This is a genomic window from Pseudooceanicola spongiae (genome assembly GCF_014899185.1).
GTDB lineage: Bacteria > Pseudomonadota > Alphaproteobacteria > Rhodobacterales > Rhodobacteraceae > Pseudooceanicola > Pseudooceanicola spongiae.
Genome location: NZ_CP045201.1, coordinates 1685201 through 1704315 on the forward strand (window position 1 = coordinate 1685201; position 19115 = coordinate 1704315).

Sequence of the window (19115 nt, forward strand, 5' to 3'; positions counted from 1 at the left end):
GGCTTGCTCTGTCGTGGTAGGCTTGTGAAACACGATGGGTACATGGCGCTCTGGAAGCGGTAGCACGGCAAGGGCATATTCGCGCAGATGATGGACCTATTGGCTGGGGACATCCATTGAAGCCATATCGGGCGGGATGGCAACCGTCGCCAGGGACATCACGCTGCACCGGCGGAGGGCAGTTTCAGGCTGCGATCCTCACAAACAGAACAGCCGCCGACTAAAGGAGCCTCGCCTGAGCGGCATCAACGCCTTTGAAGCCCCTCCAGTTCAGGTTGAATACGCCTGCCAGAAAGTTGTGGCACGTCTAAAGTGGCGCTCGCGTTATCTCGCGCCGCTTACGGTCTAGGGGGCTTTCCCAAACATCACTGGCGCGGAAAGGAGGGGTCATGTGTCGGTGGTTTCTCCCGTACTTGTCGCTTCAGCGGCGAAACAGGCGACGCGCCTCTCATGAACCTGGGCGCGCCGTTCAGGGCGTTCGCGTTTGCAGCGATCAAACGCCAGCGGGCAGCGTGGGTGAAAGCTGCATCCAGAGGGCGGCGAGACCGGAGAAGGAACCTCTCCTCCCATCGGGGCACGGTCGCGTTTGGGCGCGTCAAGGTCGGGGATCGTGTCCAGCAGCAGCCGCGTGTAGGGGTGCAGCGGGCTGGCGAACAGGTCTGCCGTAGGCTGGATTTCGACGATCCTGCCAAGGTACATCACCGCGATGACATCGGCCATGTGGCGCACGACGCTGAGGTCATGGGAGATGAAGAGATACGTCAGCCCCATGTCTTTCTGCAGCTTTTTCATCAGGTTGAGCACCTGCGCCTGTACCGAGACATCCAGCGCCGAGGTCGGCTCGTCACAAACCAGGAACTCCGGCTCGCCCGCCAGCGCCCGCGCGATCGAGATCCGCTGACGCTGACCGCCGCTGAATTCATGGGGGAATTTCAGCCCGTCCGCCGCGGCAAGGCCGACGGTGCGCAACAGCTCATCGACACGGGCCGCGACCCTTTCCGCCGGGGTTTCAGGGCGTAGGGTGCGCAGCGGTTCGGCGATGATGCGCCCGACCCGCCAGCGCGGGTTCAGGCTGGCAAACGGGTCCTGAAAGATCATCTGCATGCGGTCCGGGTCGCCGTTGAAGCGGATCTTGCCACCCGAGGGCGGGTGCAGCCCGGTCACCAGCTTGGCAATAGTGGATTTGCCGCAGCCGGATTCGCCGACCAGCGCCAGGGTCTGGCCGCGCTGGATCACGAAGTCGACGCCATCGACGGCGCGCAGGGTGCGGCGCGGCTTGCCTTCGATCATGCGGTTCAGCCAGGGCGCGGAGACGTCGAAACGGCGCTCCAGCGCGTCGACTTCGAGGATGGCGTTGGGGCGGATATTCATGCGGTTGCTCCTTCCAGGGCCAGCCAGCAGGCGGCGCCGGCGCTGTCGATGCGCGGTTGATCGCGGCGGCATTTCGGCCCCGCGTGGGTGCAGCGCGGGTTGAAGGCGCACCCCTGCGGGATGGCATTCAGGCGCGGCATCGACCCGGGGATCATCTGCAATTCGGCGACATCCTTGCGCAAGCTGGGGATCGAGCCCATCAGCCCGACGGTATAGGGGTGCTGCGGGCGGCGCACGACGTCCTCGACCGCGCCCAGTTCCGCCAGACGCCCGGCGTACATCACGGCAACCCGGTCGGCGGTTTCGGCGATGACGCCCATGTCGTGGGTGACCAGCATGACCGCCGTGCCACGGTCGCGGCAGAGCCGTTTCAGCAGCGCGGTGATCTGCGCCTGAATGGAGACGTCGAGCGCGGTTGTGGGTTCATCCGCGACGATCAGCTCGGGTTCCGCACAGAGCGCGAGGGCGATGACGATACGCTGGCGCATCCCGCCGCTGAACTGGTGCGGGTAGTTGTCGATGCGTTCGTCGACGGCGGGGATGCCGACCTCGCGCATCAGATCCTTTGCGCGGGTGCGGGCCTGCGATTTCGTGAGGTCGGTGTGCAGCCGGATGGTTTCGACCAGCTGGTCGCCGACGCGGAACAGCGGGTTGAGCGACGTCAGTGGGTCCTGGAAGATCGCGCCGATGCGCCGGCCACGGATGGACTGCATGGCGCGGTCGTCCAGCGCGTCGATACGGTCGCCCGATAGATGGATGGAGCCGGAGGCGATGCGTCCCGGCGGCTCCAGCAGCCCCAGGATCGCCATGCCGGTCATCGACTTGCCCGCGCCGGATTCCCCAACGATGCCAAGGATTTCGCCGCGTTTGATCGTCAGAGAGATATCGTCGACGGCGGTCAGCGTGCCGTGGCGGGTGGGGAATTCGACGCGCAGATTGCGCACGTCCAGAACGGTGTCGGTCATGCGGGGCTCCGGGGGTAGCTGGGGCGGAAAATGTCGGTGACGGGGGGGTGATTGGCGGTGCGTTCGGGGTATTTCGCGATCAGCCCGTCGAACTGGGATTGCGCGCGGGTGGCGTCGGCGGCTTCGTCAACGCCGGGGATCTGGCCGTCGGTCATGACGCGGCGCCCGTCGATCCAGACGTCGCGCACGTCGCGGCTGCTGGCCGAGGTCATCAGGGTCTGCACGGGGTCCGGGGTTTGCAGGGTTTGGGACAGGTCGATGACGGTGATGTCGGCGCGGGCGCCGGACATCAGGCGGCCAAGATCGGGGCGGTTCAGCGCCTGCGCGCCGCCGAGCGTTGCGGCATCGAACAGCGCCTCGGATCGGATCGTGTCGCCTGCGGCGCGGGCCATCATCAGGCCGATCTGCATGTTCAGGATCATGTCGGCGGGATGGGTATCGGTGCCGAGGCCGATGTTGATGCCGCGCGCGCGGACCTTGGCAAAGCTGTTCAGCGCGCTGCCGTGGCGGGCGGAAACCAGCGGGCAATGGACCAGCGTGGCCCCTGCCCCTGCGATCAGGTCGAAGTCCCGCGCGGCTGCGTGGGTGCCGTGGGGCAGCAGCCAGTTCTGATGAAGCGCGCCGATCTTGGCGAGCCACTCGATGGGGGTACAGCCGTGCTGCTCCTGCACCAGCCGCAGCTCGGTCGGGGATTGGCAGCAGTGCTGGCGGACCGGTGCCCCCATCTCCGAAGCCATCGCAGCGGTGCGTTGCAGCAGGGGTTCGGTGCAGGTCTCGATCCGGTCGGGGGCGAACATGGCGCGGATGCGGCCCTGCGCGGTGCCGTCGATGCGGGCGGCGAAGGCGGCGGCGTCTTCCAGCCCGGCGAGGCCACGGGGTTCGTCGTAGATCGCGCGGATATTCCCCGACGTATCCGTGACTTGCCCGCCGGTTCGGTAGGCGGGGCCGAGGTAGACGCGCAGGCCAAGCGCCTCGGCGGCGGCTGCGGCGGCGTCGAATTCGGCGACCGTTTCACCCCATTCGCGGTAGAACAAGGACGCAATCGGCAGCGCCGTTGTGATGCCATTGCGGATCAGCTGCGCGAAGGCGTAGCGCTTTTGAAAGGCCAGTTCTTCGGGCGCATACATCTCATACGGGCCGCGGGCGACGTAGGTTTCGGGCCAGACGCGGCCTTTTTGCCAGGCGGGGGCGTTGTCGAACCCAAGGATCGTGGTGTCGAGGTCCGAGAGCGCGTCGAGGTCGATGAAACCGGGGGAAATCACTGCCTGACCGTAGTCGATGCGCTGCGCGACCTCGCCGTCAAAGCCACGGCCGACATGCAGGATCGCGCCCCCTTCGATCACCACCACGCCGTTTTCGTGCACGACGTGGTTACCATTGGCGTGGCCGATCACCCAGCGGGCGGACAGAAGGGTGCGCGGGGCCATCAGGGTGCCTCGATCACGCAGGTGCCGTCGCGGGCGGTGACCTGGCCGCCCTTCAGCACCAGTTTGCGCGGCGCGTGGGTGGCGACGGCTTCGGCCAGGGTCTCGCCCTCGACCAGAACGCAGTCGGCGTGGCAGCCGATGTCGAGGCCGTAGCCTTCGGTTTCCATGATCGCCGCGCCGCCATAGGTGCAAATGTCGAGCGCCAGTTCCACCTCATCATCGCGGCGCAGGTTGTTGCGCAACCCGATGAACATGGCGCGTTCCAGCATGTCGGAATTGCCATAGGGCCCCCATGTGTCGCGGATGCCGTCGCAGCCCGCGCCGGTCAGGATGCCGTAAGCCGCCAGTTCCTTGACCGCGGGCACGGGGGCAGAGGCAGGCGCGGTGGTCAGGATATGGATGCGGTTTTCCGCCAGTTTTTCATGCAGGCCAGCGACATAGGCGCGATCCACGGCGCCAAGACAGAAGGCGTGGCTGATCGAGACCTTGCCCTGCATGCCCAAAGCGATGGTGCGATCCAAGATCTCCTCCATCGAGAACCAGCCGAGCGCGTCGCGTTCGTGCAGGTGGATGTCCAGCGGCTTGCCGTGCTTTTCCGCCAGCCCAAAGATCGCGTCGAGGTGGCCTTTGGGGTCATGCTCCATCCCGCAGGGATCGATGCCGCCGACCAGTTCGGCGCCCATCGACAGCGCTTCGTCCATCAGCGCGACAGTGCCGGGGCGGGTCATCATGCCGGACTGCGGAAAGGCGACGATTTCGATGTCGATCATACCGGCGAGTTTTTCGCGTGTGGCCATGACGCCCTCGATCCCCGCCAGCCCGTGGTGGGTGTCGACGTCGACGTGGCTGCGGATCTGGGTGCAGCCCTTGGAGATGGCGAGGATCGCGTGGCGTTCGCTTTGCACCTGCGGATCAAGGCCCAGAGCGATCTTCACCTCACGCTCGTTGTTGATCTTGTCGATCAGACGTGGGCCGACCTCGTTGCGATACCACGGCAGGCCCAGCAGGGATTTGTCGAGGTGGGTATGCGCCTCGACCAGACCGGGGATCAGGATGCGGCCGCCGCAGTCGATGACCTCGGCCCCCGGCGCGGCGGTGGCCGTAAAACGGCCATCGGTGATGTGCAGGTCGGTGGCGGTGGCGCCCATGGGACGGACGTTTTTCAGGGTTTTGGAGGTCATTTCATTCACCGTAGTTTCGGGTTCAGCGCATCGCGCAGCCAGTCGCCGATCATGTTGACCGACAGGACGATCAGGCACAGCTGGATCGAGGGGAAGACGACGATCCACCAGAGCCCGGAGAAGAGGTATTGATTGCCGATCCGGATCAGCGTGCCAAGGCTGGGCTGATCGGGCGGCATGCCGACGCCGAGGAAGGACAGCGTTGCCTCCGACAGGATCGCGAGGCCGAAGTTCAGCGTGGCCGCGACCATGATCGGCGTCAGGCAGTTCGGCAGGATGTGGTGCAGCATGATGCGCCAGGCCTTCACCCGGATCAGGCGCGCGGCCTGCACATATTCCTTCTTCGCCTCGACCATCGCGGAGGCGCGCACGGTGCGGGCGTATTGCACCCAGGACGGCACCGCGATGGCGAAGATCAGGATCGGCGCGGCGAGGACATCCTTCAGCCCGCTCGGCAGCGACGCGGTCGCCATGGCGGTGATCAGGATCGCGATCAGGATGAAGGGCATCGAGAGCAGCACGTCGCCGATCCGCATGATCACGTTATCGACCCAGCCGCCGACATAGCCCGCGATAAGCCCCAGCGTCAGCCCGACGCTGAGCGCCAGCAGCACCGAAGCAAAGCCGATGATCAGCGAAATCCGCGAGCCATAGAGGATCGCCGAGAGAATATCGCGCCCCTGCGTATCGGTGCCGAGCAGATAGGGCCACTGGCCATCGGCATTCCAGATCGGCGGGATTTCGGAGTTCCACAGCTCCAGCGCCGCCAGATCATAGGGGTTCTGCGGCGTGATCAGCGGGGCGAACAGCGCGCTTAGCGCGATCAGCGCCAGCAGCACCGCGGCGAAGATGGCCGAAGGATGCGCCCGGAAGGAATACCACAGGTCACTGTCGCGCAGGCGTTTCAGGCGGCTGGGTTTGACGGGGATCAGGGGGTGGTCAGGACGGTTTCCATAGGGCTCTCCGGGTCAGCCATTGGCGCCACCGGCGCGGGCAGCGTCATCGCGCAGGCGCGGATCGACCCAGGCGTAGGTGATGTCGACGAGGGTGTTCAGGGCGACGAAGATGAAGGACACCAGCATCAGGTAGGCGGCCATCACGGGGATATCGACGAAGGTCACCGCCTGGATGAACAGCAGCCCCATTCCGGGCCACTGAAAGACCGTCTCGGTCACCAGCGCGAAGGCGATCAGGTTGCCGATCTGCATCCCCGTCAGGGTGATCACCGGCATCAGGCAGTTGCGCAGGGCGTGGCGCCACTGAACGCGGTCGGTGGGAATGCCGCGCGCCCGGGCGAACTTGATGTAGTCGGCACGCAGCGTTTCCAGCATTTCCGCCCGCACCAGCCGCATCACCAGCGTGATCTGGAAGGTCGAGAGCGAGATGGCCGGCAGCACCAGCGCGCGCCGCCCCGAGGGCGTCAGCAGCCCCGTCGACCACCAGCCGATCTGCACCGTATCGCCGCGCCCGAAGGCGGGCAGCCAACCGAGCGAGACCGAAAAGGCGAGGATCAGCATGATCCCGACGACGAAGCTGGGCAGAGAGACTCCAACGATGGAACCGAGTTGTAGCAGGTTCGCCAGTTTCGATTCGCGGTGCACTGCCGTGATCACCCCCAGCGGGATGCCGATGATCAGCGACAGGATGGTGGCCACCAGAACCAGCTCGAACGTGGCGGGAAAACGCTCTTTTATCAGCACCATCACGTCCTGTTGATTGCGGTAGGACATGCCGAAATCGCCCTGCACCGCATTGCCGACAAAGCGGGTGTACTGGGTGACAAAGCTGTCGTTCAGCCCGAGGCGTTCGCGCAGTTCGGCGCGGTCGGACTGGGTGGCCTGCTCATTCACCATCATCTCGACCGGGTCGCCGAAGAAGCGGAAGATCAGGAAGGCGAGCAGGGCAACGGCAAGCATCACGAAGGCCGCATTGGCTGCGCGCTTGATGAGGAAGGCGATCATGGCAGGCTCCGTTCTGGAGGGTGGGCCGGGCCCGTTGCGGGACCCGGCAGCAGGTCAGTCGGCCATCTGGGCAAACCACAGGCGCGGTTTGTTGTCGGGGAACAGCGGCAGATCGGTGACGTTATTGGTCACGGCCCAGGCCATCGGCTGCTGGTGCAGCGGGATCATGATGACCTGATCCTTGACGACCTGCAGCGCCTTGGTTTCCAGTGCCAGGCGGGTGTCGACATCCATCTCGCTGCCCGCCGCATCGATCATCTGGTCAAGCTCGGGGAAGGACCAGCCGCCCCAGTTGAACACGCCGGAGTTGCCTTCCTTGGTGTGGAAGATCTGCAGCAGCGGCGAATAGGCGTCCAGCATCGGCAGGGTGGCCCAACCCAGCGTATAAAGGTCGGTCTTGCCATTGGTGCGCTTGGGCGTCTGCACCGCGCGCGGGCCGACGTCGAGCTTCGGTTTCAAGCCGATACGGCTCCACATCGAGGCAATCGCCTGACAGAACTGTTCTTCGTTCACCAGCCCGTCGGAGAGGCAATTGAACTCGAACTCCAGCCCCTCTGGGACACCGGCGTCGGTCAGCAGCTGTTTTGCGGCGTCGGGGTCAAAGCCGGGCAGAGCGTCGAGTTCGGGCGCATAGCCGGGGATTTCCGGCGCGACGGTGGCACCCGCGGTGCGGGATTTGCCGCGCATCACCTTCTGCTGGATCAGGTCCAGATTGATGGCCTTGTACAGCGCCTCGCGCACCTTCAGATCGGTGAAGGGGTTCGGCTGCCCGGTGGTCAGCGTGTCGCGGAAGGGAAAGCCGATCATGACGGTGCGCAGATCGACACCTTCCAGCACCTGAACGTTCGGCGCGGCGGCAAGGCGCGGCAGATCCTGCACGGGCGCGTCGTTGGTAAAGTTGATCTCATCCGACAGCAGCGCGGCAACGCGAGTGGCGGCCGAGGTCACCGGGGTCAGCTCGATCCGATCGATATTGTGCTGAGGGGTGTCCCACCAGGTCGGATTGACGACAAAAACGGTCTTGGCGTCGGGCTGGCGGCTTTCCACGATAAAGGGGCCCGTGCCGTTGGCGTTGTAGGTGGCATAACCCTCGGTGCCCGCGCCAATATCGGTCGGCTTCAGAGCGTCATGTGCGACCATCCATTCCTTGTCGAAAATGTGGATATTTGTCAGGTCGTTCAACAGCAGAGGATAGGTGCCGTTCAGAGTGATGTCGACGGTGTGGTCATCGACCACCGCTGAACTGACATAGGCCGGCAAGTTGCCTTTCAGCGGCGAGGCATCATCGCTGACGCGGGTCAGCGAGGCGACGACATCATCTGCGGTAAAAGGCGCGCCATCGTGAAAGGTCACGCCTTCGCGCAGGTGAAAGCGCCAGGTGATCCCGTCCGCAAGGATTTCCCAGCTCGTCGCCAGCGCGGGCTCGATCTTGAGGTCGCGGTCGTAGCGCACCAGCCCCTCGTAGACGTGGTTCAGCACGTTGATCGTGAAGCTGTCACCATAGGAATAGGGGTCAAGCGAGCCGATATCGCGGTTGGCGCCCCATTTCAGCACGTTTTCGGCCTGCGCGCCGCCGGCGAGGCCCACCAGTGCGGCCGTCGCAAGCAGAAGGTGTCGAAGTTGCATGTAGTTGGTCCCTGTCTGTGAAGATTGTATTTCAGAATCGTCAAGATTGGATACGATATCTAGGTGATGCCTAAGTGGATACCTTCAGGCAAGTAAATTGTATCCAATTGACGAAAAAATTTGTATGCGATAGGAGAGATGCAGAATTGATGGGCATTGAGTGACATGAGTGAGAGCAAGAACACCCTGACCAACGCGGTGCATGATTTGCTGCGCAAAGCCATTATCGAGCAGGCTTTAAAGCCCGGAATGCGCCTGCCCGAAGACACAGTGGGCGAGCAGTTCGGGGTGAGTCGGACCATCGTGCGCCATGCACTTGTGCGCCTTGAGAACGAGGGGCTTGTGATCACCCGCCGTAACCGTGGCGCCTTCGTCGCAGAACCTTCACGCGAGGAAGCGCAGCAAATTTTCGAGGTGCGCCGCTGCCTTGAGCATGAAGTGATCCGCATTTTGTGTGACCGGATGCCTGAAAGTGGATACGATCAGCTAAACGCGCACGTTCGTCTGGAACAGGGCGCCAAGGGCAAGGATGGTCCCGTCTCGATCCGGCTGGCGGGTGAATTCCATGTCCTGCTCGCGGCCTTGACCGGAAACGAAGTTCTGGCCCGCTATGTCAGCGAAGTCGTATTGCGTTGCTCTCTGATCATGTCGATGTATGCCCGCAGCCATTCCAGTGACTGCGCGGTCGACGAGCATTCCCAGATCATCGAGGCAATCCGGGAAGGCGACAAGGATCGCGCGATGCATATCATGGGACATCATCTTGGCGCAGTCGCAGGGCGGGCCGAACTCTCACCGAAACCTGACAGTATCAGTGCGATCCTGTCTCATTATGGCAAGGAGCTGGCGCAGTGAAAACCTCTGGGAGCCACCACCAACTCAACTTCGCAGACCTGTCCCCCCGCGAGGCTTACAAGGTCATGATCGGCACCATCGTGCCTCGCCCTATAGCCTGGGTGACGACGATTTCGCCCGACGGTGTGGTCAATGCCGCGCCCTATTCCTTCTTCAACTGCCTGTCCGCCGATCCGCCCATTCTGGCGCTCGGTGTGGAAAACAGGCCTGATCGCACCTTCAAGGACACCGCCTACAACATACGAATGACGGAGTGTTTTACCGTCAACATCGTCGACCGCGCCAATGTCGAGGCGATGGCCGTCACCGCGGCGGGTTTCGCGCCCGAGGTGGACGAGTTGGAGATGGCTGGCCTCACCGCGATTCCCGGCGTCAAGGTCGCCTGCCCGCGTATCGCCGAGGCGCCAGTATCCTTTGAGTGCGAACGCTACCTCGGTATCGAGATCAGTTCAGCACGCGAGATCATATTGGGGCGGATTGTCATGGGGCATGTCCGTGAAGATGTCCTAGACCCTGCGACCTACTATTCTGACCACGCGCGACTTGATGCAATTGGACGCATGGGTGGGAACGGATATGCGGGGACACTGGACTATTTCGACCTGCCAACCCCATCGTCCGATGACGTTTTGAAACGTGGGAGGACATTTGACGTAACCTGAGAGGAATATTTCTCGCGGATGTGGTTGCCCCGAAACGAGCTATGGCGCCATCGGCACGTTGCAGCCTATCCGTGAAAAGCTGGACACACCGCAATGGGCGCTACTTTCGATCCCGCAGCCGTCGTTTTCCTGCCCTCCATAGAGGTGAGACGGAGCAGATCGTAGCGGTGATGCGCGGTCGATTGATGTTCAGTTTCTGAAGACGCGCTTCTTTGGCAGCCCTCCGTCCGTAGTGTGTTGGATAGCATGGCAACCGCCAAACGAATGCCTGACCATGAGCGATAAGCGCATCCGTCAACTCATGTGCCTGAAGCTGATCTACCAGCCCCAACACCTGCTGCCTGACAACGCATGCTTGGATGTGTGAGAGGTCACAAGCCGGCGAAAGGCACAAGGCCTCCACTTAACTGCCGGCTAAACTACACATGGACAGGCCAAATCAGAGTCCCCTCACGGGATCAGGCCGTGCATGCGCGAACATATAGAAACAGACCGCCTCGATATGTTCGCGAGAAACACAGTAAAGCAGATGACTTGGGTGATGGTCTGGAGCACAACACGCGGCCCGGGACGTTGTAGGATGCTTGGAAAGACTTTTTACGTCACGACCAATGCTTGGGCCGACCGCCCTATGTAGCTTGAGGCTGCACTGTACGGGACCAAATGGACCGACGAAACATTCGGGGCTTCTCTTAGAGAGAAAGCGAAACCTCTAGGCCGAGTCGCTTTCAATGCAGTCCCTTATCCTTCGCCTTCCTATAAATGCTGAGGTACGCGCATGGGCCTAAAGGCGGTGACGCGTAACAGATACCGAAAAGGTGCCAGAACCCACAAATCAGAAAGGGTCGAATTTCGAGGCTCTACAAGAATACCCTGCATGATAGGTCTGACCCGCTTTAAGCACCTGGCGCGTGCAAGTCCGGCGGTTAGTCATATTGGAAGCCGACCGTTAAATATCGCAAGCCAAGCTATACAATCACTTACGTGCCACCTTCCGACAAGGAAGGTGGCGATCTTGACCAAGACCGGGCACGGAAAACACCACCCGCGCTTTCGCTGGTGCTGTTCAGCGCCGCGCCGATGCCAGAGTGGCCGTCGCGCTCCAGCTGCGCCACGGCGCGCGTCAGGTCTCCCCGGTTCGCGGCGAGCGCCAGCGCCATGAAGCCGACTTCAAACCTCTGGTGCGCGGGGTTCTGCGCTAGCGAAGGAGCGGTGTGCTTGCGCCCTGCTCGCCCGTGCCCTGACCATGAAGGATTCCGGGGCTCTGACGATCCGTGAGCTCTCCTTGCTGGTTGGCATTGGTGAAACAGCTGAGCGCTGATGGTATAAAGACGGAGGGCAAGCCAGCGCAGGTGAGTGCAGATGTTGCTGAGACCTGGTTGAGCCGGCGACGTGGCTTTGTCCCACCCCTTACAGTGGAACAAGCGGCCGCCGAAGCGAATGACGCTGCTGGTACGGCATTGAACGAAACATCTCTCAGTGAAAAGATTGCAAACCTCTGTTCTAGGCGCGCCATGGAACTAGCCTCGCTTGCGCATCAGGCGCAAATCGACCCTCACTGGCTGGATGCCTTGATAGCAGACAAACGAGTAGAATGTGATATCGAGGCTCTTTGCCGGATAGCAAGAACGCTGGACATCGACGCCCCGAACTTCGCAGGCCGAGCCATCGAAGCCATCCTCCGACGGCAATGATCATTACGACTGCACGCCGTTCAGCCTAACACTGTACAGCCTATATTCGAATGAACTCTCGCTTCTTAGTCAGCTCCTTAAGGAGCGCGATCAAATTTCAAGACGGATTAATAGTCCGCCCGCGCGAGCGCGGCCTGCGCCCCGCCGTCTTGAGCGGCGCAGGCGTGTACGCCCCAAGGATGCGCGTATAAAATGCCATGCGGCTTTCCTCGCGATCGGCCAGCGCGCGCTTGACCGCCTCGGCGCCGTCGAACAGCGCCCCGCCGTCGCGCACATCCTCGGTGACGCTGGCGCGGCTGCGCAGATCCTCTGGCGTCGTGCCGCGCCCGGCAGCAGCAGCGACATGGAACCGCGCTTCCGCCTCGCCAAGGCTGCGCAGGATCTCGGTGCGGCCCTCTTCCGTCGAGGGGTCGGGCCACTTGGCGCGGGCGTGTGGCGAGGTGAACTCAAAGAGCTGCAGGCCAGAGCCCTGCCCCGGCTGCACATAAGCACCCGTCATCACTCCGGCGCCGATGCTACCGAGCGAGGCGCCGGGCGCGACCGTGATCTCGCGGGCCTGACTGGCCAGCCAATAGCCGGCACTCGCCGCCAGCGGATGTACAAGCGCATGCACCGGCTTGATCTGGCCAAGCTCGGCAATCGCGGCCGCCGCACCAGCGCAGCCAAGGACCATCCCGCCCGGCGTGTCGAACTCCAGGACAATGGCGGCGACGGCCTCGTCCGAGGCCAGCTCGGCGCAGGTTTCGGTCAGGCCCTGATAGGTCGCCCAGCCCATCCAGCGCTCCAGCGTCATAGAGTTGGCCGTCAGCACGCCGCGCACCGGCACAACGGCGACGCCGCGCTCAATGGTAAAGCGCTCGAGGGCCTGCGGTCCCGCCATCTGGACGGGATCACCAGCCATCGGTTGCGGCATCGGCTGCGCCAGCAAGGGCTGCGCCGAGGCCTCATGCAGCGCCATGATGCCGCCGCCGAGAGATCGAGGTTCTTGATGTCGTCATCCGGGCCGATCAGGGTCACGCCGCCGAGGCTGTTTTCATTCCTCAGCGCCTCGCGCAGCCGGACCTTGGAGCGCTGATAGGTCTCTTCATCCGCGTCAAAGGCGCTGACCTTGGCCACGGCTATCATGAAGGTGCCCGAGGCCGCGCGCGCCGCCGCTTCCTGCCCCGCCAAAGCGATGCCGAAGCTCTCTGCCGCGACTGAGATCGGGCTGCGGCCCGTCCAGCCATCCTCGGCCATGTAGCGCATGTGGACCATGGCGCGGCCCGGCACCCGGCGCTGAATGCGGTCGCCATCCTCGAAGTCATAGAACCGTGCCCGCCCGTTGCGCAGCACCGTGCAGAGATCGGGGTGGATGCCGTCGATCATCGTCAGCTCGCCCGCGCCATCGCGCGGCGCATAGGCGTAGCCGGTGCCGCGCAGGGCGAAGGCATAGGCCAGATTGAACCGGGTCAGCATCGCGGTGACGCCCGGCGCGGCCTCGACGTTCAACAGGTAATTCGCCGCGTGATCGCGCAGCGTAGAATCCCACGACGTTGGCACTTGGGCATGGCTAATGAACCGCTACGGGACTGATCGGCACTCTCCCATCCACAGCGTGAAAGCCAACACCCGAGAAGGCTATCTGATCTAACTGTCGATGCTGGACAAAGGATTTGGCGCCACGCATGTTGCCTGGACGAATTACGCTTTTCTCTGCGACCTACGCGACGGGATGATTGATCATGGACGCTCCCTCGCCCATGTGAAGAAGATCTTTACGCACATGCGCATCGTCGCGAACTATGGGCGTCTGATCGAGGACGATGCAAGCATCAAGGTGGCCGGCATCCTCGCCGGTATTCGGATCCAGTCACCGCCTAAGAAGACTACCGCACCAACCAGAGAACAGATCCGCGCAATTGTCTACCAGGCGCTGTTCGCCTTTGCCACAGGCCTGCGGTTCCAATGGGTCTTTTGCCTGCGCGCCGTTGACGTGCGAGGTCAATGGCTCGAGTGCAAGCCAGATGATGGCGGCATTGTGCGAGAAGCACCTGCCTATCCGCTTCGAGCGGTGGCAGGATGGATTGCCGTGGGACATATTCGAAGATGACCTGATGGGTTTCAGGGAGACGATCTCGAAGACCAGCAGCTCGATGCCCGAGTCGATGCGGTTCGATATGACCTAAGCCACAGAACTTCGCGCGTGTTTGAAAATCCTCGCCAATGGCGGGCGTCTCGGACCGGTCATCGTCGGAGAGAGAATGGATATACCCTACACGCGCGACGGCTGGACCCAAGCCTTCATCCGGTGCCGTCGGGCTGCAGGGGTGCCGGAGTACGTCAAGATGATGGACACGCGTGCGGGAGGCTTGAGCGAGGCGGGATCTCTTGGCCTCGATCCGATGATTTTGCGCGATGCAGCTGGACATCAAAACGTATCCACAACCGACAGGTACGTCAGGAATCGATAGAAAAATATCGCCAGCGTGGTTCAGCTGCGGAACGCGCGCTGAAAGCTTCGTCACAACTCTGTATCAACAAGCGATTTTGTCTCAACTGATTTATATGCTAAGTATTTGATTTTATGGTACCGCCTCCCCGGCTTGAACGGGGGACCTCTGGATCCACAATCCAGCGCTCTAACCAACTGAGCTAAGGCGGCACTTGGTGGCTCAATTACCGATGCCGGGCGGTGATTGCAAGAGGCAGAAAGAGGGAAATGTCATGGTACTGCAAAGAGTTTTTCATGCCTTGGTGTGCAGCCCGCCCCTATGGCTTTATTTCCTTGGGCGAATGCGAGCTGATACCGCGCCCTGAAATCTGTGATAAACTGTCGTGCGGGCGAGGTCCGGTCCCCGCGCTTTCCCTTGCAAACGGGTGTGCTACCTTGTAGCGAACGCTGGTTATTTCTGGAGAACCGCCATGGGCATCGACACTGAACGCGACATCGAAGCGAATCTGCAAATCGGCCCTACCGATTCGGGCATGGTCCGCCTTTTCATTGAGGCCGGCAGCACCGAGATCCCGATGGATTTCGAACCTGAAGAGGCGATGGAAATTGCGGAAGAGCTACGCGCCGCTGCGCAGGCCGCCGCAGCAGTCAGCAAGAAAAAGCGCCGTTGAGTCTGAGATGTGCGCCTTCGCGGCACCTTGAGCTGCGACTCGGCACAGATCATAAACGCGGATCGCGAAAACTCTGAAGCCGGCGCGCCGCGTCCCGCGCAAACTTGCGCGTCATCGCGGCCCGCCGCGCTCCGGCCAGTTTCTGCTCCTGCGGCATCCGCAGGATTTCGCCCCCATAGGCGTCTGCAATGATCAGACCAGTCTCCTGTGGCAATAGCTCCAGCGGAAAATCGGCATCTACGGCCCAGAAGAACCCGTCACACCAGTCAAGATAGCCCTGCCATTTCGAATCCGACATGAAATCGGCCCGGCTTGATTTGCACTCCACCACCCAGAGCGCGCCTTTCGGCCCGACGGCCATGACATCGACACGCTTGCCACGCTCGGGCACAAACTCCTCAAGACAGGCGAAATCGTGGGTGGCAAGCAGGCGGCACACTCCACGTGCCAAAAGCTGGCCTGGTTGTGGCGCGGAGGGGTCGGGAACAAGAGTCGTGACTGGCATGGCATAATTCTTGAACATTTAGGGAACAAGTGCAAGCCCCTGTGGTGTTGCACCGGATCACGCCTATCTGTTCAGGACTGCCCCCGGCACGCCCCTTCAGGAGAAGCCCTTGACCGACGATGACACGCCCCGCGGAGACGCCGCGCTGCCGAGCCTGAAAGAGGCGACGCCCCCGACCAACACAGATCGCGGCGCCCGCATGGCGCGTGAGCTGGAGGGGCACCTTGCCTACCTTGAGACCTTCACAGGGGCCGCTCTGGGCGTGCTGTCTGTGGCCTCGGGGATATACACCTATCTCGGTGTCAGCTCGCTGCTGGATGGCGAAGGCGCGATGCTGGCGTTTGCCGCGATTGCCTATGCGGTGGCCGTGTCCACCGGCATCTTCGTCTTCTGGTCCTACATGATGCGCCTTTTTCCGGCGATGCGCACGGCGCGCTCTCGCGCAGGGTTGCTCGGGGCCATGGGCCTCGGCTCACTCGCTATCATCGCAATGTCGTCCTGGCTGAACGCGGCGGCCCTGGCTGGCGGCGCAGCGGTGGAACAGCATCTCGCTGAAACCGTGCAGGACTATCAGGTGTCGCTGGAGCGCGCACACGAGGTTGCCCTCTCGGCTCAGGCCCTTGAGCGCGACGTCTCGCGCACCCAGCAGAGCTTCGCGGATCTGTCGGAACAGGAGGCCTCGGGCGGGCTGTCGGGCTTTGCCGGGCGTGGAGCCGTGTTCCGCGTTTTGCGCCAGAAATCCGAAGAACTCGCAGCATTGCAATCCCAGATCGCGGCACAGGGCCCGATGGTGGATGCGGCCTTCGCCGAGGGCAACGTGCTGCTCAGCCGGATGCGCGCTCTGACGGTGGAGCCAGGGCCGGTCGAGGCCCGCTCGGTCGACTTCTCGGAACAGGCTGTCGAACTGGCGGGCATCATCGCCCAGCTGCGTCAACTTTCGGTCGCGCCTCTGGTCGCACGGGCCGCACAGGATCTGGCAGCCTCGGTCGTGCTGCCGGAACTTGACGGCGCAGACGAGGCCACACGCGGCGCACAGGGCGCGACCATCACCTCGGTGCTGGGGGTATTGCAACAACGTGCCACGACGCTGGAACAGGCCGCCACGGAGGTGCTGTCGATGACCCCAGCCCCCGAGGTCACCTATACACCGATATCCGCAGCCGATGCCGTGATCCGCTACGCAGGCAACTTCATTCCTAGCTGGGCCGGGGCCATCGCGATCGACCTGCTGCCTGCAGTTTTGGTGTTGATTCTTGCGGTCACGCAGGCCGCCATAAGATCTGGCCGTGAAAGCGCCCCGATCGAAGACCGCATGACCATCGCCGAACTGCGCGCCGCGCTTGTAGCCGCCCGCGATGTTGATGCCGCCCTTGGCGAAGGGCGTGGGAAAGCGCCATGAGCGACGCGACGCCAGCACCTGAGCTCGCACCGAAGCGCAAAGCGCCGGTCTCCCGCATCATGGCCGGCGTGCTGATCTTCCAGCTCGGCCTCTGTGCGCTGCTGTTCATCGGCGACCTCGGTGAAGGGCTGACCCTGCCGGGCCGCACCCCCAAGGCCCCGGCCTTCCAGATGCCGACCTCCCCAGGGGACCAAACACGCCGCTTCGATCCGCGCGACCTGCCCGCGACCCAACCCGCCGGGCCGGATACCGCGCCCTCGGGCCCGATGCCGGACCGGCTGATGCTGCGCCGCGACGGCAAAGACTGGCGCCTCACGGGAACCATCGCGGCTGGTGACGCCGACCGCATTATCCGCCAGATCGAAGCGGAGTCCCTGCCCCCCGGGGATACAGCAATCCCTGCGCAGCCCATCCCCACCCGGATCCTGCTGAACTCCCCCGGTGGTTCGGTCGGCGACGCCCTGCGCCTCGGCCGCCATTTGCGAGAGCTCGGCCTGAACACAGGCCTGCGCAGTAGCGACATCTGCCTCTCCGCCTGCCCCTACTTGCTGGCCGCAGGCACACAGAGGCTGGCCGAACCAGGGGCAAGAATCGGCGTTCATCAACATTATTTCGGAGAGAATACCCTGCTCCCCGCCTTCACCGCGGTCTCGGACGTCCAGCGCGGCCAAGGGCAGGTGATGCAATTTCTGGACGACATGGGAGTCGACACGATGCTGATGACACATGCGCTCGTCACCCCGCCAAACCAGATCTATCTGCTCGAGCCCTCAGAACTGACCCAATATGCCCTTCTGACGGCCCCTATGGCCGCTTTCTGAGGCGCTTTTCTCCCTGTCATCTTGCCCAAAATACTTCGGGGGAAGTCGCGCACCGCGCGACGGGGGCAGCGCCCCCTGCCACGCCCACCAGACGCTCTGCATCATCAAGACAGTGTGCAGCGGCCGAAATCGTACAAATTGCCAAGGCTCCCCCTTGCCGCACCCCCTGCGAAGGCCTAACTGATGCAGTGGCGGGTGCTGCCCTTCTCGTGAACGGTTACATTCCGGTGGCCTTAAGCAAATCCGAGGGAGCTGGCTCTGTCCGGGCCCTGGTCCGGTTATCTGGCGCCCACCTGATCATCAGGTCCTCGGGAATGCACTAACCAAACGGTTGCGTTGCGGGCCCGCCACTTTTCCACCGAAGATCTTCGCGCCCTGAGGCGCAGACATGCCCGCATACCCATGGCATGCGTTCCAAGCCATCATATGCAAAAAGGCCCCGCTTTTCAGCAGAGCCCTGAACATTGCCGATAGCCCCGATCAGAAGGCGTCTGGCTTGGCCTCGCGCGCCATGTGGTCAAGCACACCATTGACGAACTTTGGCTCTTTCGTCTCGGGAAAGAAGGCCTTGGCGACGTCTACATATTCGACGATGACGACCTTCGGCGGCGCCTCGCCCTCAATCATCTCGGCACCTGCAGCGCGGAACAGGCCACGCAGGGTCGGGTCGATGCGAGCGATCGGCCATTTGGCAACAAGCGCGCGATCAGTCATCTGGTCAATCTTGGCCTGCCAGTTCACCGCGTCTCGCATCGTCTTGCGAAACAGCTCGAAATCGCCGTCTGCCATCTCGTCGCCTTCATAGACCGCGCCAAAGCGATATTCCTGAAATTCAGCAATCACCTTGTCAACGGTTTGCCCCGACGCCTCCATCTGGAACAGCGCCTGCACCGCGTAAAGACGCGATGCAGAACGCATCTTGCGCTTCTGGTTGCCGGAGGGTGCAGCAGGCTGCGGGATCTGGGTGTCGTCGGTCATCGGTGGGCCTATCGGGTCAGGTGCCTCAGACGGAGGTTTCTCCACCGGCGAGACGAAATTCCTCGGTTGCGGGCCGGAACCCGACGCCGCTTTTCGGAGCGCCCCATTTGCGCGAAAGCGCGAGGAGATGCAAGGCCGCAGCAGCCGCGCCGCCGCCCTTGTTCTGATCTTTGGTGTTTGCACGCACCTCAGCCTGCTGCCGCGTCTCGACCGTCAGGATGCCATTGCCGATGCAAAGCCCCTGCAATCCGAGCAACGTCAACCCGCGCGAGCTGTCGTTGCACACGGTGTCATAATGCGTCGTCTCGCCCCGGATCACACAGCCGAGCGCGACATAGGCATCATAGTTCGACATCCGTTCGGCCATGGCCACGGCGGTCGGAACCTCCAGCGCGCCGGGCACCTCGATCAGCTCATGCGTAGCGCCCCAGGCGGCAATCTCTGCCTCGGCCCCGGCAATCAGCTGATCTGCGATGTCACGGTAGTAGGGCGCGACGACAATCAGAACCTTGGTCGGCTTGTCCACCGTGCCGCGGGGCATGGAGTAGTGTTGTTCAGCAGCGGCCAT

At 62.8% G+C, this 19115-nt stretch carries 20 protein-coding genes and 1 tRNA gene; 7 read left to right on the forward strand and 14 right to left on the reverse strand.

The genetic code is table 11. The features are described from left to right. Positions 1 to 387 precede the first annotated feature (387 nt). From F3W81_RS08000 to F3W81_RS08030, 7 genes are read right to left on the reverse strand one after another with little or no spacing between them, the layout of a single operon-like run. Positions 388 to 1371 (reverse strand): ABC transporter ATP-binding protein, encoded by a 984-nt coding sequence (locus F3W81_RS08000; protein ID WP_193083082.1) that lies wholly within the window; start codon positions 1369 to 1371, stop codon positions 388 to 390. Continuing rightward, positions 1368 to 2336: an ABC transporter ATP-binding protein gene (locus F3W81_RS08005; protein ID WP_193083083.1), complete on the reverse strand. Its 969-nt coding sequence runs from the start codon at positions 2334 to 2336 to the stop codon at positions 1368 to 1370. Before F3W81_RS08005 ends, F3W81_RS08000 begins: the two co-directional genes overlap by 4 nt. Beyond that, a complete protein-coding gene (locus tag F3W81_RS08010) occupies positions 2333 to 3763 on the reverse strand; it encodes a chlorohydrolase family protein (protein WP_193083084.1) in 1431 nt (476 codons plus the stop codon). Before F3W81_RS08010 ends, F3W81_RS08005 begins: the two co-directional genes overlap by 4 nt. Then, positions 3763 to 4944, reverse strand: a complete 1182-nt coding sequence (locus tag F3W81_RS08015) for an amidohydrolase family protein (protein ID WP_193083085.1) — start codon at positions 4942 to 4944, stop codon at positions 3763 to 3765. The genes F3W81_RS08010 and F3W81_RS08015 overlap by 1 nt, the downstream gene beginning before the upstream one ends. Before the next feature lie 5 nt (positions 4945 to 4949). Further along, a complete protein-coding gene (locus F3W81_RS08020) occupies positions 4950 to 5873 on the reverse strand; it encodes an ABC transporter permease (protein WP_226941966.1) in 924 nt (307 codons plus the stop codon). Positions 5874 to 5912: 39 nt separating this feature from the next. Beyond that, entirely contained in the window at positions 5913 to 6905 is a 993-nt protein-coding gene (locus tag F3W81_RS08025) for an ABC transporter permease (RefSeq protein WP_193083086.1), read from the reverse strand. Positions 6906 to 6959: 54 nt separating this feature from the next. After that, positions 6960 to 8531, reverse strand: coding sequence for an ABC transporter substrate-binding protein (locus F3W81_RS08030; protein ID WP_193083087.1), 1572 nt, complete (start codon positions 8529 to 8531; stop codon positions 6960 to 6962). Positions 8532 to 8729: 198 nt separating this feature from the next. On the opposite strand from F3W81_RS08030, the gene F3W81_RS08035 reads away from it, so the two are divergent. Both F3W81_RS08035 and F3W81_RS08040 read left to right on the forward strand, forming a co-directional pair. Next, on the forward strand, positions 8730 to 9386 hold the full coding sequence (locus tag F3W81_RS08035) for a GntR family transcriptional regulator (RefSeq protein WP_264298897.1): 657 nt from the start codon (positions 8730 to 8732) through the stop codon (positions 9384 to 9386). 65 nt (positions 9387 to 9451) lie between these two features. Beyond that, the gene (locus tag F3W81_RS08040) at positions 9452 to 10048 is read left to right on the forward strand and encodes a flavin reductase family protein (RefSeq protein WP_193083089.1); all 597 of its coding nucleotides are present in this window, start codon (positions 9452 to 9454) and stop codon (positions 10046 to 10048) included. Between the two features lie 980 nt (positions 10049 to 11028). Here the strand turns inward: F3W81_RS08040 and F3W81_RS08045 are convergent. Then, positions 11029 to 11208, reverse strand: coding sequence for a hypothetical protein (locus F3W81_RS08045; protein WP_193083090.1), 180 nt, complete (start codon positions 11206 to 11208; stop codon positions 11029 to 11031). A gap of 141 nt (positions 11209 to 11349) precedes the next feature. Here F3W81_RS08045 and F3W81_RS08050 point away from each other — a divergent pair, with 141 nt between their 5' ends. Next, on the forward strand, positions 11350 to 11742 hold the full coding sequence (locus F3W81_RS08050; RefSeq protein ID WP_193083091.1) for a hypothetical protein: 393 nt from the start codon (positions 11350 to 11352) through the stop codon (positions 11740 to 11742). 97 nt (positions 11743 to 11839) lie between these two features. Here the strand turns inward: F3W81_RS08050 and F3W81_RS20825 are convergent, their stop codons facing one another. Then, complete coding sequence (locus F3W81_RS20825; RefSeq protein ID WP_226941967.1) at positions 11840 to 12655, reverse strand: S49 family peptidase; 816 nt, start codon at positions 12653 to 12655, stop codon at positions 11840 to 11842. Continuing rightward, positions 12547 to 13230 carry a phage portal protein gene (locus F3W81_RS08055; protein ID WP_264298898.1) on the reverse strand — a complete coding sequence of 228 codons (684 nt, stop codon included), beginning with the start codon at positions 13228 to 13230 and terminating at the stop codon, positions 12547 to 12549. Before F3W81_RS08055 ends, F3W81_RS20825 begins: the two co-directional genes overlap by 109 nt. A 148-nt stretch (positions 13231 to 13378) precedes the next feature. Here F3W81_RS08055 and F3W81_RS08060 point away from each other — a divergent pair, with 148 nt between their 5' ends. Continuing rightward, the gene (locus tag F3W81_RS08060; RefSeq protein ID WP_193083092.1) at positions 13379 to 13831 is read left to right on the forward strand and encodes a hypothetical protein; all 453 of its coding nucleotides are present in this window, start codon (positions 13379 to 13381) and stop codon (positions 13829 to 13831) included. 475 nt (positions 13832 to 14306) lie between these two features. Here F3W81_RS08060 and F3W81_RS08065 read toward each other — a convergent pair. After that, positions 14307 to 14383 (reverse strand) — tRNA-His (locus F3W81_RS08065). 260 nt (positions 14384 to 14643) lie between these two features. On the opposite strand from F3W81_RS08065, the gene F3W81_RS08070 reads away from it, so the two are divergent. After that, complete coding sequence (locus tag F3W81_RS08070) at positions 14644 to 14844, forward strand: DUF6324 family protein (protein ID WP_193083093.1); 201 nt, start codon at positions 14644 to 14646, stop codon at positions 14842 to 14844. A gap of 49 nt (positions 14845 to 14893) precedes the next feature. On the opposite strand, the gene F3W81_RS08075 is transcribed toward F3W81_RS08070, so the two are convergent. Next, on the reverse strand, positions 14894 to 15349 hold the full coding sequence (locus F3W81_RS08075) for an MmcB family DNA repair protein (protein ID WP_193083094.1): 456 nt from the start codon (positions 15347 to 15349) through the stop codon (positions 14894 to 14896). Positions 15350 to 15548: 199 nt separating this feature from the next. Here F3W81_RS08075 and F3W81_RS08080 point away from each other — a divergent pair, with 199 nt between their 5' ends. Both F3W81_RS08080 and F3W81_RS08085 read left to right on the forward strand, forming a co-directional pair. Beyond that, positions 15549 to 16748: a hypothetical protein gene (locus F3W81_RS08080; RefSeq protein WP_193083715.1), complete on the forward strand. Its 1200-nt coding sequence runs from the start codon at positions 15549 to 15551 to the stop codon at positions 16746 to 16748. After that, positions 16745 to 17569, forward strand: coding sequence for a COG3904 family protein (locus tag F3W81_RS08085; protein ID WP_193083095.1), 825 nt, complete (start codon positions 16745 to 16747; stop codon positions 17567 to 17569). Before F3W81_RS08080 ends, F3W81_RS08085 begins: the two co-directional genes overlap by 4 nt. A 480-nt stretch (positions 17570 to 18049) precedes the next feature. Here the strand turns inward: F3W81_RS08085 and nusB are convergent, their stop codons facing one another. Together nusB and F3W81_RS08095 are read right to left on the reverse strand one after the other, a co-directional pair. Next, entirely contained in the window at positions 18050 to 18547 is a 498-nt protein-coding gene (nusB, locus tag F3W81_RS08090; protein WP_193083096.1) for a transcription antitermination factor NusB, read from the reverse strand. Positions 18548 to 18572: 25 nt separating this feature from the next. After that, entirely contained in the window at positions 18573 to 19115 is a 543-nt protein-coding gene (locus F3W81_RS08095) for a 6,7-dimethyl-8-ribityllumazine synthase (protein WP_193083097.1), read from the reverse strand.